The sequence below is a fragment of the Pedococcus sp. P2_A3 genome, from assembly GCF_056405035.1.
In genome coordinates this window covers 161,049-174,770 of sequence record NZ_JBFUCW010000004.1, presented here as the reverse complement: position 1 = coordinate 174,770, position 13,722 = coordinate 161,049, and the positions used below count along the sequence as shown (strand labels likewise).

The 13,722-nt window shown below is 70.6% G+C and carries 12 protein-coding genes; 5 read left to right on the top strand and 7 right to left on the bottom strand.

Features of this window, described 5'->3' with window-relative positions; genetic code table 11:
* Nucleotides 1-4 precede the first annotated feature (4 nt).
* The 5 genes from AC1DX8_RS05185 to AC1DX8_RS05165 all read right to left on the bottom strand — a co-directional run bounded on the left by AC1DX8_RS05185 (nucleotide 5) and on the right by AC1DX8_RS05165 (nucleotide 4,828).
* Entirely contained in the window at nucleotides 5-772 is a 768-nt protein-coding gene (locus AC1DX8_RS05185; protein ID WP_477628847.1) for a succinate dehydrogenase iron-sulfur subunit, read from the bottom strand.
* Nucleotides 772-2,547, bottom strand: a complete 1,776-nt coding sequence (sdhA, locus tag AC1DX8_RS05180; protein ID WP_477628846.1) for a succinate dehydrogenase flavoprotein subunit — start codon at nucleotides 2,545-2,547, stop codon at nucleotides 772-774. Before sdhA ends, AC1DX8_RS05185 begins: the two co-directional genes overlap by 1 nt.
* A 28-nt stretch (nucleotides 2,548-2,575) precedes the next feature.
* Nucleotides 2,576-3,046, bottom strand: coding sequence for a succinate dehydrogenase hydrophobic membrane anchor subunit (locus AC1DX8_RS05175; RefSeq protein ID WP_477628845.1), 471 nt, complete (start codon nucleotides 3,044-3,046; stop codon nucleotides 2,576-2,578).
* 16 nt (nucleotides 3,047-3,062) lie between these two features.
* The gene (gene sdhC, locus AC1DX8_RS05170; protein ID WP_477628844.1) at nucleotides 3,063-3,440 is read right to left on the bottom strand and encodes a succinate dehydrogenase, cytochrome b556 subunit; all 378 of its coding nucleotides are present in this window, start codon (nucleotides 3,438-3,440) and stop codon (nucleotides 3,063-3,065) included.
* Nucleotides 3,441-3,685: 245 nt separating this feature from the next.
* On the bottom strand, nucleotides 3,686-4,828 hold the full coding sequence (locus AC1DX8_RS05165; RefSeq protein WP_477628843.1) for a glycosyltransferase family 4 protein: 1,143 nt from the start codon (nucleotides 4,826-4,828) through the stop codon (nucleotides 3,686-3,688).
* Nucleotides 4,829-4,928: 100 nt separating this feature from the next.
* Here AC1DX8_RS05165 and AC1DX8_RS05160 point away from each other — a divergent pair, with 100 nt between their 5' ends.
* A complete protein-coding gene (locus tag AC1DX8_RS05160) occupies nucleotides 4,929-6,038 on the top strand; it encodes a mannose-1-phosphate guanylyltransferase (protein ID WP_477628842.1) in 1,110 nt (369 codons plus the stop codon).
* 109 nt (nucleotides 6,039-6,147) lie between these two features.
* On the opposite strand, the gene AC1DX8_RS05155 is transcribed toward AC1DX8_RS05160, so the two are convergent.
* Both AC1DX8_RS05155 and AC1DX8_RS05150 read right to left on the bottom strand, forming a co-directional pair.
* Nucleotides 6,148-7,737 (bottom strand): ABC transporter permease, encoded by a 1,590-nt coding sequence (locus AC1DX8_RS05155; RefSeq protein ID WP_477628841.1) that lies wholly within the window; start codon nucleotides 7,735-7,737, stop codon nucleotides 6,148-6,150.
* The gene (locus tag AC1DX8_RS05150) at nucleotides 7,734-8,660 is read right to left on the bottom strand and encodes an ABC transporter ATP-binding protein (protein WP_477628840.1); all 927 of its coding nucleotides are present in this window, start codon (nucleotides 8,658-8,660) and stop codon (nucleotides 7,734-7,736) included. Before AC1DX8_RS05150 ends, AC1DX8_RS05155 begins: the two co-directional genes overlap by 4 nt.
* A 53-nt stretch (nucleotides 8,661-8,713) precedes the next feature.
* Here AC1DX8_RS05150 and AC1DX8_RS05145 point away from each other — a divergent pair, with 53 nt between their 5' ends.
* From AC1DX8_RS05145 to AC1DX8_RS05130, 4 genes are all read left to right on the top strand, one after another.
* On the top strand, nucleotides 8,714-9,202 hold the full coding sequence (locus AC1DX8_RS05145; RefSeq protein ID WP_477628839.1) for a GbsR/MarR family transcriptional regulator: 489 nt from the start codon (nucleotides 8,714-8,716) through the stop codon (nucleotides 9,200-9,202).
* Nucleotides 9,203-9,372: 170 nt separating this feature from the next.
* Nucleotides 9,373-10,980, top strand: a complete 1,608-nt coding sequence (locus AC1DX8_RS05140) for an acyl-CoA mutase large subunit family protein (protein WP_477628838.1) — start codon at nucleotides 9,373-9,375, stop codon at nucleotides 10,978-10,980.
* Between the two features lie 96 nt (nucleotides 10,981-11,076).
* A complete protein-coding gene (locus AC1DX8_RS05135) occupies nucleotides 11,077-12,288 on the top strand; it encodes an amidohydrolase (protein WP_477628837.1) in 1,212 nt (403 codons plus the stop codon).
* A gap of 147 nt (nucleotides 12,289-12,435) precedes the next feature.
* Complete coding sequence (locus tag AC1DX8_RS05130) at nucleotides 12,436-13,479, top strand: BMP family lipoprotein (RefSeq protein ID WP_477628836.1); 1,044 nt, start codon at nucleotides 12,436-12,438, stop codon at nucleotides 13,477-13,479.
* Nucleotides 13,480-13,722 lie beyond the last annotated feature (243 nt).

The window sequence follows — 13,722 nt, the reverse complement described above, 5'->3', positions numbered from 1 at the left end:
AAGGCTAGAAGCGCGAGGTCAGGAGCGCGCGCTTCACTTCCTGGATGGCCTTCGTCACCTCGATGCCGCGAGGGCAGGCGTCGGTGCAGTTGAAGGTGGTGCGGCAGCGCCACACCCCTTCCTTGTCGTTGAGGATCTCCAGGCGCTGCGTGCCACCGTCGTCGCGGCTGTCGAAGATGAAGCGGTGGGCGTTGACGATCGCGGCAGGGCCGAAGTACTGGCCGTCGTTCCAGAACACCGGGCAGCTCGTGGTGCACGCGGCGCAGAGGATGCACTTCGTGGTGTCGTCGAACCGGTCGCGGTCGGCCTGGCTCTGGATCCGCTCGCGCGTCGGCTCGTTGCCCTCGGTGATGAGGAACGGCATGACCTCGCGGTAGGCGTCGAAGAACGGCTCCATGTCGACGATGAGGTCCTTCTCGACGGGAAGGCCCTTGATCGGCTCGACGGTGATCGGCTTGTCGGGGTTGACGTCCTTGATCAGCGTCTTGCAGGCGAGCCGGTTCTTGCCGTTGATCCGCATGGCGTCCGAGCCGCAGACACCGTGGGCGCAGGACCGGCGGAACGACAGCGAGCCGTCCTGGTCCCACTTGATCTGGTGCAGCGCGTCCAGGACACGGTCGGTGGCGTGCGCGGTGACCTGGTAGGTCTCCCAGTGCTGCTCGCTGTCGGTCTCGGGGTCGAACCGCGAGATCTTGAGCGTGACGGTGAACGACGGGACGGCCCCCGCCTTGGGGGAGTCGCCGGTCGTGGCCTTCTCTGCAGTGGCGGTCATCAGTACTTGCGCTCCATCGGCTGGTAGCGGGTGACGGTCACGGGCTTGTAGTCGAGGCGCACCTCGTCGGCGAACTTGGGCCCCTGCTCCACGTCGGTGACCGGCGCGCGGTAGGCCATCGTGTGGCGCATGAAGTTCACGTCGTCGCGGGCCTCGTAGTCCTCGCGGAAGTGTCCGCCGCGGGACTCCTTGCGGGCCAGCGCGCCGAGCGTGATGACCTCGGCAAGCTCGATGAGGAAGCCCAGCTCGATGGCCTCGAGCAGGTCGGTGTTGTAGCGCTTGCCCTTGTCCTGCACGACGACCGCGGCGTACCGCTCCTTGAGCTCGTCGATGACGCCGAGGGCTTCCTTCATGGAGGCCTCGGTGCGGAACACCTGGACGTTGCGGTCCATCGTCTCCTGGAGCGCCCGGCGCAGGTCAGCCACTCGCTCGCCGCTCTCGCGGGTGCGGATGGTCTCGACCATTCCCTCGACGAGCCCGGCCGGGTTGGCCGGCAGCTCGACGAACGGTGCGTGCGCGGCATACTCCGCGGCGGCGATGCCGGCTCGGCGCCCGAAGACGTTGATGTCCAACAGGCTGTTGGTGCCGAGGCGGTTGGACCCGTGGACGGAGACGCACGCGACCTCGCCGGCCGCGAAGAGGCCGGGGACGACGTCGGTGTTGTTGCGCAGCACCTCGGTCTCGACGTTCGTGGGCACGCCACCCATGGCGTAGTGCGCCGTCGGGTAGACCGGCACGGGCTCGGTGTAGGGCTCGACGCCGAGGTAGGTGCGGGCGAACTCGGTGATGTCAGGGAGCTTGGCGTCGATGTGGGCCGGCTCGAGGTGGGTGAGGTCGAGGAGCACGTAGTCCTTGTTGGGACCAGCGCCGCGGCCCTCGCGCACCTCGTTGGCCATCGATCGCGCGACGATGTCGCGGGGTGCGAGGTCCTTGATGGTGGGGGCGTAGCGCTCCATGAAGCGCTCGCCGTCGGCGTTGCGCAGGATGCCGCCCTCACCACGGGCGGCTTCGGACAGCAGGATGCCGAGGCCGGCGAGGCCGGTCGGGTGGAACTGGAAGAACTCCATGTCCTCCAACGGGATGCCGCGGCGGAACGCCACGCCCATGCCGTCGCCGGTGAGGGTGTGCGCGTTCGACGTGGTCTTGAAGACCTTGCCGGTGCCTCCGGTCGCGAAGACCACGGACTTGGCCTGGAACACGTGCAGCTCGCCGGTGGCCAGCTCGTAGGCGACGACCCCCGCGGTGTGCTCGACGCCGTCGGCGCCGGTGTTCATCAGCAGGTCGAGGACGTAGAACTCGTTGTAGAACTCGACGCCCTGCTTGACGCAGTTCTGGTAGAGCGTCTGGAGGATCATGTGGCCGGTGCGGTCGGCGGCGAAGCACGACCGGCGGACGGCGGCCTCACCGTGGTTGCGGGTGTGGCCTCCGAACCGGCGCTGGTCGATCTTGCCCTCGGGCGTGCGGTTGAACGGCAGGCCCATCTTCTCGAGGTCGATGACGGCGTCGATGGCCTCGCGGCACATGATCTCGGCAGCGTCCTGGTCGACGAGGTAGTCGCCACCCTTGACGGTGTCGAAGGTGTGCCACTCCCAGTTGTCCTCCTCGACGTTGGCGAGGGCGGCACACATGCCGCCCTGTGCCGCGCCGGTGTGGGAGCGGGTCGGGTAGAGCTTGGTCAGCACCGCCGTGCGCGTGCGGGTGCTGGACTCGAGCGCGGCGCGCATGCCTGCACCACCGGCCCCGACGATCACGACGTCGTACTTGTGCGTCTGCATCAGTGTTGGTTCCTTTGGCGATCCAGGGTCATCGTGCGCACACGGAGAGGGTGGAGGAGGGGTCGAGGCACGGGTCGAAGGTGAAGATGACCAGGGTGCCCAGCACCATGACGAGCAGCGCGCTCGCGACGAGGAGACCCTTGAGGATCCACCGCGTGCGGTCCTTCTCGGTGTAGTCGTTGATGATCGTGCGGACCCCGTTGAACCCGTGCAGCTCGGCCAGCCACAGCATCAGCATGTCCCAGGTCTGCCAGAACGGGCTGGCCCACTTGCCGGCGACGAACGCGAAGTCGATGCCGTGGATGCCCTCGCCGAGCATGAGGTTGACGAACAGGTGGCCGAAGACGAGGACGAGCAGCAGCACGCCGCTGGCCCGCATGAAGACCCACGACCAGAGCTCGAAGTTGCCGCGACCCTTGGAGACCCGGCGATAGCGGGACTTCTTCTTGGAGACGGCGTCGGGGCCGGCGTGGTAGTTGGTCTCGGTGGTGGCGCTCATGAGTTCCCCCGGCCTCTCAGTGCGTGAACACGATGGTCAGGTGCCGGATCGCGAAGGGCGCGAAGAGCACGACGAAACCGATGACGACGCCCCAGAAGAGCCGTCGCTGGTACTTCGGCCCCTTGGACCAGAAGTCGACGGCGATGATGCGCAGGCCGTTGAGCGCGTGGAAGATCACCGCGGCGACGAGGCCCGCCTCGGCCAGCCCCACCACCGGGTTCTTGTAGGCCCCCATCACCTCGTTGTAGGCGTCGGGGGAGACCCGCACCAGCGCCGTGTCGAGCACGTGCGCGAAGAGGAAGAGGAAGATCAGTACGCCGCTGATGCGGTGGGCCACCCACGACCACATGCCCTCGCGGCCGCGGTAGAGGGTCCCGTTGGCTGCCTGCGCCACTGCGCGTCCCTTTCGAAGCAGATGTCACGGCAGTCGTCGTCCAGCGTCGAGGGCCGTAGTACGCCCGTCAGGTTATCGGCCCGGCAGCGTGCACCGTGAACGCCCCTGCTGTGAGAAACCAGACAGGGCGGGTTACCGGCCGGTATGCCGCGTCCCCACCTCGCGAAACGGTGGTTGCTCGACGACACGGGGTCTGTGGGCGCCGTTTCGTCGAGCAACCACCGTTTTGCCAGGGGTAGTCCGCCCTAGCCCGCCAGAGATCGGGCCCGCTGGGCGGCGTCGTAGTGCCCGAGCAGCTGGTCGGTGAGGGCCGCCCACGAGCGCCCGGCGACCTGCCGTCGCGCGGCCTCGCCCATGGCCCGCCGCTTGGCGCCGTCGCCGGCCAGGTGGAGCACCGCCTCACGCAGGGAACCGGGCTCGTCCGGCTCGAACAGCAGACCGGTCCGCGAGTGGTCGACGAGGTCGAGCGGGCCACCCCTGGCGGGTGCGACCACCGGCAGCCCGGTGGCGGCCGCCTCCTGGAGGGTCTGGCCGAAGGTCTCCCGCGTGCCGGTGTGCACGAAGAGGTCGAACGCGGCATACGCCCGCGCGAGGTCGTCGCCCTGGCGGCGCCCGAGGAAGACGGCGTCGACCCCGGCGGACGCGAGCGCGGCGGCGTCGTGGGCACGGGTCGGGCCGTCGCCCACGAGCACGACCTTGAGCCCGGCGACCCCGGCGAGAGCCGTCAGCCGCTCCAGCTCCTTCTCGGGGGCGAGCCGGCCGACGTAGCCGACGAGGACCTCGTCGTCGGGAGCGAGGGAGCGGCGCAGGGCGCGGGTGCCGGCGTCGAGCCGCCAGCCGGGGTGGAACTGGACGGCGTCGACCCCCCTGGCCCACAGAGCCGTGCGGGGGATGTCGTGCGCCCGCAGCTCGGCCAGCGTGGCGGACGACGGGGCCAGGGTCAGGTCGGCGACCTCGTGCATGCGACGGATCCAGCGCCAGGCCGCTCGCGCCGCCCCGCGCCCCACCACGCCGGGGCCGTGCTGCCGGATGTAGCTGGGCATGTCGGTCTGGTAGACGGCCACGGTGGGCAGTCCCAACCGGTCGGCGGCCGACAGGGCGCTGGCCCCGAGGACGAACGGCGACGCGACGTGCACGACGTCTGGGGCGAAGTCGCGCAGCAGGGTCTCCACCTCGCCACCGAGGGGGAGGCCGACCGGGAACTGCCGCACGGGCACGGACGCGAGGCCGTGCACGGCATACCCGGCGTAGCTCGTGGGCGCGGGTCGGGGGGCGACGACGAGGACCTCGTGGCCGCCGTCGCGCAGGCACTCCACCACCCGGCAGACACTGGTCGTCACGCCGTTGAGGTAGGGGAGGAAGGACTCCGTCACGATGGCCACTCGCACGACTCCAGCGTCCGCACCCGGGGTGAGGAGACGGCCACGGACAGGGGTGTGTCGGGTGAGCGGGAGGTGACCGGCTGGTGGGTCGGCTAGCGTTCCGGCCATGTCATCGGCGGCGACCACCGAGGTTGCGACAACGAACGACCACTTCTGGGCGGTGATCCCTGCCGGCGGAGCGGGCACGAGGCTGTGGCCGCTGTCACGGGCCACCTCGCCCAAGTTCCTCCATGACCTCACCGGCACCGGGCGCTCGCTGCTCCAGGCGACGTGGGACCGGTTGACCCCGCTCACCGGACCGCGCGTGCTCGTCGTCACCGGCGACGCCCACCGGGTGGCCGTGGCCGACCAGCTGCCGGGCCTGCCCGACGACCAGCTGCTCGCCGAGCCGGCGCCCCGCGACTCGATGGCTGCGATCGGCTGGGCTGCTGCGGTGCTGGAGGCGCGTGACCCGTCGGCCGTGCTCGGGTCGTTCGCGGCCGACCACGTCATCGGCGACGAGGATGCCTTCCGGGCCTGCGTCGTCGAGGCGGTGGCCGCGGCCGAGGGGGGCTATCTCGTCACGATCGGCATCGAGCCCACCCATCCCTCGACCGGGTTCGGCTACATCGAGCTGGGCGACTCGCTGGGGTCGGGCACGGTGCACGCGGTGACGCAGTTCGTGGAGAAGCCCGACCGCGCCAGGGCGGAGGAGTACCTTGCCACGGGCCGGTTCCGCTGGAACGCGGGGATGTTCGTCGTACAGGCCACGGTGCTGCTCGACCTGCTCGCGCAGTGGCACCCCGCGCTGGCCGCTGGGCTGCGGACCCTCGCTGCCGACCCGTCGCAGCTATCCACGGTGTGGCCGGGTCTGGAGAAGATCGCGATCGACCACGCCGTCGCCGAGCCCGCGGCGGCCGAGGGCCGGGTCGCCGTGGTGCCGGGTGGCTTCGGCTGGGACGACGTGGGCGACTTCAGCTCCCTCGGTGCCCTGCTCTCCGACGCCGCCGGTATGCCGGGCGTGCGGGTCCTCGGCGACGCCTCCACCGTGCGGGTGGTCGACGCGGGTGGGGTGGTCGTCCCCGGGGGTGACCGCATCGTGGCCGTCGTCGGGCTCGAGGACGTGGTCGTCGTCGACACGCCGGACGCGCTGCTCGTGATGTCACGCGAGCGCGCCCAGGACGTCAAGGCCGTCGTCGACGCGCTGCGCGCCGAGGGACGTACCGACCTCCTCTGACCCCCCCGCCCGACCGAGCAACCTTTGCTAGCAAACGTTGCTCGGTCACGGACAGGTTGCACGGTGTCCGCGAACGAGGAACCTGTGCTGGGACGACCAGCGTCCGGCGTCAGGTGGCGAGGTCGCGGCGCCGGAAGGCCGTTGCGCCGAGGAGAGCCGCCACGGCCGCGACGACGAGCAGCCCCACGAGCCCCAGGGCGTTGGCGTCACCGCCGGGCAGGCTGCCGAGGTGGTCGAACGGCGACAGCCCGAGCGCCCACTCCGGGAGCGACAGGAGGGCGCCGAACTCGCCGAGCAGCACGAACACGGCCAGCAGCCCCCAGGCCAGCGACGACCACCGGGGGAGCAGCCCGAACAGCACGACCGTGAGCGAAACGCACACGAGGACGGCCGGGGCGGTCGCCAGGGCGGCCGGGAGCAGGTCCGACACCCCGGTGCCGGTCACCGCTCCCGCGGCGAAGCCCGCCGCGACCCCCACGACGGCGAGCAGCCACACCGAGCCGGCCGCCGCGATGACGGCGTGGCTGGTGAGCCAGCTCCACCGGCTGACCGGTGTCGCCAGGACGACCTCTCCGCGTCCGGTGGCCTCTTCCGAGTGGAGCCGGAGCGTCGTCGAGATGCCGTATGCCGCGGCCCCGACGGCCATGAACCGCAGCTCGGCCCCGAAGAAGACGTCGACGATCGATCCCTGGCCGCCGCTCATCTTGCGGAACATCTCCTCGACGGCCGGGCTGTCGACGATCTGGTTGACCGAGCTCGCGATGCTCCCCACGACAACGCCCAGCACGGCATACCCGATCGTCCACCCCAGCAGCGACCCGCGGTGCAGGCGCCAGGCCAGGCCCAGGGGGGAGCCCAGCGACGCACTCGCCCGGGACGCGCCCGGGCGGGCGGCCCACAGGCCGGCCCCGAGGTCACGCCGCTGGAGCAGCACGTCGGCCACCCCGAGGAGCGCCGTCGTCAAGGCGACCGCAGGCACAAGCCACCACAGCCGGTTCTCCCCGAACGGGCTGACCTGTTCCGCCCAGCCGAGGAACGACGCATAGACGAGGTCCTGGCCCCGGCCCGTCGTCGTGTCGGCCATCGCGCGCACGGCGAAGGCCACGCCGAGCGCGGCGATCGCGATGCCACCGGCCCCGCGGGTCGTGGAGGTCAGCTGGACCGCGACGGCGGTGATCCCGGTCATGACCAGCCCGGCGACGACCTCGACCGCACCCAGGGCGAGCGCGCCGGTCGCGTCGACCCCGGTGGGCAGCAGGCTGAGGGAGGAGAGCGCGGCGGTGCCGACGACCGCCGACAGCGCGAGCAGGACGGCAGCGGTCAGGGGTGCCCGGCGGCCGACGACGCCACCCGCGACGAGCTCGAAGCGGCCCTCCTCTTCCTCGGTGCGGGTGTGCCTCCGCACGATGGCGAAGGCGAGGAACGCGCTGAACAGGCTGCCCATCATGATCGTCTTGAGCACGCCGATGCCCTCGGAGGTCAGGGAGGGGAGCGGCCCGTACAACGCCGTGAGCGACGGGTTGTCGGCCATGACCTTCGCGCCGGCGGCGGCCTGCGCAGGGTCTGCGTAGAGGTCCAGGGTGGCGGCCATCGAGGCGTAGGCCGTGGCGGCCATGAGGAGCGCGCCGATCGTGATGATCCACCGGTCACGGCGCCACGCGAGCCGCAGGAGTGCCCCGGTGCCGGCGAACGACGTCATGCCGAGACCTCTGCCCGGGGGGCCGGGGCGGGCAGGGCGTCGCGGTACTGCGAGAGGAACAGCTCCTCCAGGGTCGGCGGCTGGCAGGTCAGGGCCTCGATGCCGTGCGTGCCCAGCCGCTGCAGCACCTCGCCGACCGCGCTCGTCTCGACCGACAGCACGACGCGGCCGCGGTCGTCCCGGGCCGAGTCGACCCCCGGCCAGCTCTCGGCGTCCACCGTGGCGACCGGCCGGGCGAGGGTGGCAGTGATGCTCGTGCGGGTGAGGTGGCGCAGGTCGCTGAGGGTGCCGGAGTCGACGATCCGGCCGGCCCGCACGATGCTCACGCGGTCGGCTGCGGTCTCGACCTCCGAGAGGATGTGGCTGGACAGCAGGACCGTGCGACCCTCGGCGCGGACGCGGGCCAGGTGTTCCTGGAAGACCTTCTCCATCAACGGGTCGAGCCCTGAGGTGGGCTCGTCGAGGACGAGCAAGGGGACGTCGGAGGCCAGCGCCGCGACGAGCGCGACCTTCTGCCGGTTCCCCTTGGAGTAGGAGCGRCCCTTCTTCGAGGGGTCGAGCTCGAAGGCCGTCAGCAGCTCAGCGCGGCGGGCCTCGTTCACGCCTCCGCGCAGACGGCCCAGCAGGTCGATGACCTCGCCACCGGTGAGGTTGGGCCAGAGGACGACGTCGCCGGGGACATAGGCGAGCTGCCGGTGCAGCTCGGTGGCGTCCTTCCAGGGGTCGCGGCCGAACACCTGCACCGTGCCGCCGTCCGATCGCAGCAGGCCGAGCAGCACCCGGATCGTCGTGGACTTCCCGGCGCCGTTGGGGCCGAGGAAGCCGTGCACCTCTCCCTCGTGCACCGTGAGGTCGAGCCCGTCGAGTGCGGTGGTGGTGCCGAACTTCTTGGTGAGGCCGACGGCCTCGATGACAGCGGTCATGGCCCCGACCATACACTGTTTTCAGAAATCTCTGAATGATCTAAACTCCCTTCATGGTCCCCTCTCCCGCCGCCGCCGCCGCCGACCCGGCACGGTTCGTCGAGCGCTTCGGGTCGGCCCTGACCGCGGCGGGGATGCAGCGCCTCCCCTCGCGGGTCTTCGCCGCACTGCTGGCCGACGACGACGGCCGGATGACGGCAGCCGAGCTCGGGGAGGTGCTCGCGGTCAGCCCGGCGTCGGTGTCGGGTGCGGTGCGCTCGCTGCAGCAGATGCGGATGATCCACCGGGAGCGCGAGCAGGGCAGCCGGCGTGACGTCTACGTCGTCGCCGATGACGCGTGGCACGACGTGATGATGAACTCGGCCAACATCTACGCCCCGCTCACCCAGACGCTGCGCGAGGGCGTCGACCAGGTCGGCGGCCGGGGCACGACGGCCGGCGACCGGCTGGCCCTCAGCGTGGCCTTCCTCGAGTTCGTGACCGAGGAGATGCAGCAGCTCTCCGACCGCTGGGACAAGCGCCGCGCCGAGCTCGGCTACTGACCGCACCACACCGACGCTCTCTCATGCAAAAGGCGAGTTAGCGCCGAGTCCGATGGCGCTAACTCGCCTTTTGCATGAGAAGCCGCCGCCGCCCGGGGGTGACCGAGCCCACGGTGAGGTGGGCCACGAGCGGCGACCACGCGGCATACCGGCTCACTATCGTGGGCGGCATGGCCGCCGACGTCCCCGAAGACCGCTTGCAGACCCGCACGGAGTCCGACCTCCCGATCAAGCCCGTGTATGCCGCGGGCGACCTCGCGGACTTCGACGCCGACTCCCAGCTCGGTGCGCCCGGGGAGTTCCCCTACACCCGGGGTGTCTACCCGAACATGTACACCGGGCGTCCGTGGACGATGCGGCAGTACGCCGGGTTCGGCACCGCGAAGGAGTCCAACGAGCGCTACCACGAGCTCGTCGCGAACGGCACCGGCGGGCTGTCCGTCGCCTTCGACCTGCCGACCCAGATGGGGTACGACTCCGACGAGGCCATCGCCCACGGCGAGGTCGGCAAGGTGGGCGTCGCGATCGACTCGATCGACGACATGCGCACCCTCTTCGGGGGGCTCCCGCTCGGTGACCTGTCGACGTCGATGACGATCAACGCGCCCGCCGCGACCCTGCTGCTGATGTACCAGCTGGTCGCCGAGGAGAACGGCGCCGACGCGTCGCGGCTGGCCGGCACGATCCAGAACGACGTGCTCAAGGAGTACATCGCGCGCGGCACCTACATCTACCCGCCGAAGGAGTCGCTGCGGCTGATCAGCGACATCTTCGCCTACTGCCACAAGGAGCTGCCGCGCTGGAACACCATCTCCATCAGCGGCTACCACATGGCCGAGGCCGGGGCGACGCCCGCGCAGGAGATCGCCTTCACCCTGGCCAACGCCAAGGAGTACGTGCGAGCGGCCCAGGCTGCTGGGCTCGACGTGGATGACTTCGCCCCGCGGCTGTCGTTCTTCTTCGTGGCGCGGACGACCCTGTTGGAGGAGGTCGCGAAGTTCCGGGCCGCCCGCCGGATCTGGGCGCGGATCATGCGTGACGAGTTCGGGGCGAAGAACCCCAAGAGCCAGATGCTGCGGTTCCACACCCAGACCGCCGGGGTGCAGCTGACCGCCCAGCAGCCCGAGGTCAACCTCGTCCGGGTGGCGCTCCAGGGCCTCGGCGCAGTGCTCGGTGGCACCCAGTCGCTGCACACCAACTCCTTCGACGAGGCGATCGCGCTCCCGACCCAGAAGGCCGCCCGCCTCGCCCTGCGCACCCAGCAGGTCATCGCCTACGAGACCGACGTGACCAAGACCGTCGACCCGTTCGCCGGGTCCTACGTCGTCGAGTCGATGACCGACGACGTCGAGGCCGCCGCGCTCGACCTGATCCAGGCCGTCGAGGACCGCGGGGGAGCGGTCGCCGCGATCGAGCAGGGGTTCCAGAAGTCCGAGATCGAGCGGTCGGCCTACCGCATCGCGCTCGAGATCGACAGCAAGCAGCGCACCGTCGTCGGGCTCAACCGGTTCGCCCTCGACGAGGAGGAGCCCTACGAGCCGCTGCGGGTCGACCCCCAGATCGAGCACGACCAGCGCGAGCGGCTCGCCGCGCTGCGGGCCGAACGCGACAACGCCGCCGTCGAGGCCGCTCTCGAGGCGGTCCGCGAGGCGGCCCGCGGCACCGACAACCTGCTCTACCCCATGCGCGAGGCCCTGCGGCTGCGCGCCACCGGCGGCGAGGTCAGCCACGCGCTGCGCGACGTCTGGGGGCTCTACGTCCCGCGCGAGACGTTCTAACCCCGCCCCAACCCGAGTCTTTGAGCGATCCGACGGACCAGGACCCGTTGGATCGCTCAAAGACCCGCCGACGCCGCGAGTAGAGTGCGCGCTGACATGACCGACAACCTCCTGATGGCGCTGTGCGCCACCATCGACGCCCTCGCCCCGGAGCTTCTCGACCTCCAGCACGACGTGCACGCCCACCCGGAGCTCTCCCGCGGCGAGGCCCGCACGACCGCGGCGGTCGCCGAGCGGCTGACCGCTGCCGGGATCGCCCTGCGCACCCTTCCCGTGAGCGGACTCGTCGCAGACCTCGGCGCGGAGCAGCCGGCCTACCGCGTGGCGCTGCGGGCCGACCTCGACGCCCTGCCGGTGGGGGAGCGCACCGGCCTGCCGTGGGCCTCGACCACCGAGGGCATCTGCCACGCCTGCGGGCACGACGTGCACATCGCGGCCCTCGTCGGCGCCGGTCTGGCGCTCAAGCAGCAGGAGGAGGCACTGCGCGAGCAGGGCATCGGCGTGCGGCTGCTGTTCCAGCCCGCCGAGGAGGTCATCCCCGGCGGCGCCGTCGACCTGATCGCGGAGGGGGCGCTCGACGGAGTCGACGCCATCTTCGCCGTGCACTGCGACCCCAGCCTCGACGTGGGCAGCGTGGGCCTGCGCGAGGGCCCCATCACCGCGGCGGCCGACCGCGTCAGCGTCCACCTGAGCGGTCGCGGTGGCCACACCTCGCGCCCCCACCTCACCGAGGACCTCACCTTCGCCCTCGCCAAGGTGGTCACCGAGCTGCCCGCCGTGCTGTCCCGACGGCTCGACCCCCGCACCGCCTTCGCGCTGGTCTGGGGCGAGGTGCACGCCGGCCAGGCGGCCAACGTCATCCCCTCGAGCGGTGCCATCGCCGGCACGCTGCGCATGCTCGACGCGCAGGCCTGGACGACGATCGGCCCCCTCCTCGCCGAGGCGGTCCAGCACGTCGTGGCCCCGTATGCCGTGACGGCAGTCCTCGAGCACGTCCAGGGGGTGCCGCCCGTCGTCAACGACCTGGAGGCGATCGAGGTCCTCCGGGCGGCGGTCGAGGGCACCGGTCTCGTGGCCGTCGGCACGCCCCAGTCGCTCGGCGGCGAGGACTTCGCGTGGTACCTGCGCCAGGTGCCCGGCGCGATGGCCCGGCTGGGCACCCGCACGCCCGGCGGCCCCACCTACGACCTGCACCAGGGCGACCTCGTGGTCGACGAGGGCTCCGTGGTCCAGGGAGCGCGGCTGCTCGCAGGTGCCGTCGTCGCCGGTGTGGTCAAGACGCGGGCCGCAGCTCCTGCACCTGCATGAGTGACAGTCGCGGATCGGTAACGGTTTGTGCCCCAAGTACTCCAAGGCTGACGAACGACTTGGTTCGTCGGGCTATCCTCACGGCCTAGTGGCGCACCAGAGCGCCTCATGCATACCAAAGAACAGGAGACAGCCTTGCGTCACACGATGAAGGTTGCAGCGGTGATGTCGGTGGCAGCACTGACCCTCGCCGCATGTGGTGACTCGGGCGATGGCTCGGGGTCCAGCGGTTCCAGCTCGAGCACGACCAAGAAGGCCACGATCAAGGTCGGCATGGCCTACGACGTCGGCGGCCGTGGTGACCAGTCCTTCAACGACTCCGCAGCGGCGGGTCTGGACAAGGCCAAGTCCGAGCTCGGCGTGGACACCAAGGAAGCCGCCGCGGTCAACGGCGAGAACGAGGCCGCCCGCGAGGAGCGTCTCCAGCAGCTCGTCGACGCCGGTTACACCCACGTCGTCGCAGTGGGCTTCGCCTACGCGAAGTCGGTCGGCAAGGCCGCCAAGGACAACCCCGACGTGCACTTCGCCATCGTCGACGACGCGTCGGACGACTCCAAGGGCCCGAACGTCGACCAGATCACCTTCGCCGAGAACGAGGGCTCGTTCCTCGTCGGTGCGGCGGCTGCCCTGAAGTCCAAGACCGGTCACATCGRCTTCGTCGGTGGCGTCAACGTCCCGCTGATCAAGAAGTTCGAGGCGGGCTACATCGCCGGCGCGAAGGCCGTGAACCCGGCCATCAAGATCGACTCCCAGTACCTCACCCAGCCGCCGGACTTCAGCGGCTTCGGTGACCCGGCCAAGGGCAAGACCGCCGCTGACGGCATGTACCAGAAGGGCGCCGACGTGGTCTACCACGCTGCCGGTGGCTCCGGTGGTGGCGTCTTCACGGCAGCCAAGGCCGCGGGCAAGCTCGCGATCGGTGTCGACTCCGACCAGGCCCTCACCGCCCCCGCTGCAGTGCGCTCGGTCATCATGACGTCCATGATCAAGAAGGTCGACGTCGCGGTGTACGACTTCATCAAGTCGGCGTCCGAGGGCAAGGAGCTCACGGGCAACAACATCTACGACCTCAAGGCCGGCGGCGTGGACTACTCCACGACCGGTGGTCAGATCGACGACATCAAGGCCAAGCTCGACGACTTCAAGGCCAAGATCATCTCCGGCGAGATCAAGGTGCCTGTCACCCCCTGATCAACCTTGCTGTTGAAGGGCCCTTTGTAGGGCATGTGGGCAACACACGGCCCGGGCGGCGCGGTAGCGTCGGACCCGGGCCGTGTGCTTGTCTGATCGCCCACCGCACCCGGCGGACCACCGCTGTCGGATGTGCCCCCATTTGCGCCACCCGCCCGCGATGTCGCGGGCCCGGACCAGGAGTGTGAGCCATCACTGCTTCTCCAGCGCTGACCCCGACCTCGACCTCGGAAGGTGGTGCCC

Coding starts and splice junctions, on each gene's coding strand:
- AC1DX8_RS05155 (WP_477628841.1), bottom strand. CDS start 7,737: ATGACGTCGTTCGCCGGCACCGGGGCACTCCTGCGGCTCGCGTGGCGC.
- AC1DX8_RS05175 (WP_477628845.1), bottom strand. CDS start 3,046: ATGAGCGCCACCACCGAGACCAACTACCACGCCGGCCCCGACGCCGTC.
- AC1DX8_RS05135 (WP_477628837.1), top strand. CDS start 11,077: ATGACCGACAACCTCCTGATGGCGCTGTGCGCCACCATCGACGCCCTC.
- AC1DX8_RS05140 (WP_477628838.1), top strand. CDS start 9,373: ATGGCCGCCGACGTCCCCGAAGACCGCTTGCAGACCCGCACGGAGTCC.
- AC1DX8_RS05160 (WP_477628842.1), top strand. CDS start 4,929: ATGTCATCGGCGGCGACCACCGAGGTTGCGACAACGAACGACCACTTC.
- AC1DX8_RS05145 (WP_477628839.1), top strand. CDS start 8,714: ATGGTCCCCTCTCCCGCCGCCGCCGCCGCCGACCCGGCACGGTTCGTC.
- AC1DX8_RS05185 (WP_477628847.1), bottom strand. CDS start 772: ATGACCGCCACTGCAGAGAAGGCCACGACCGGCGACTCCCCCAAGGCG.
- sdhA (WP_477628846.1), bottom strand. CDS start 2,547: ATGCAGACGCACAAGTACGACGTCGTGATCGTCGGGGCCGGTGGTGCA.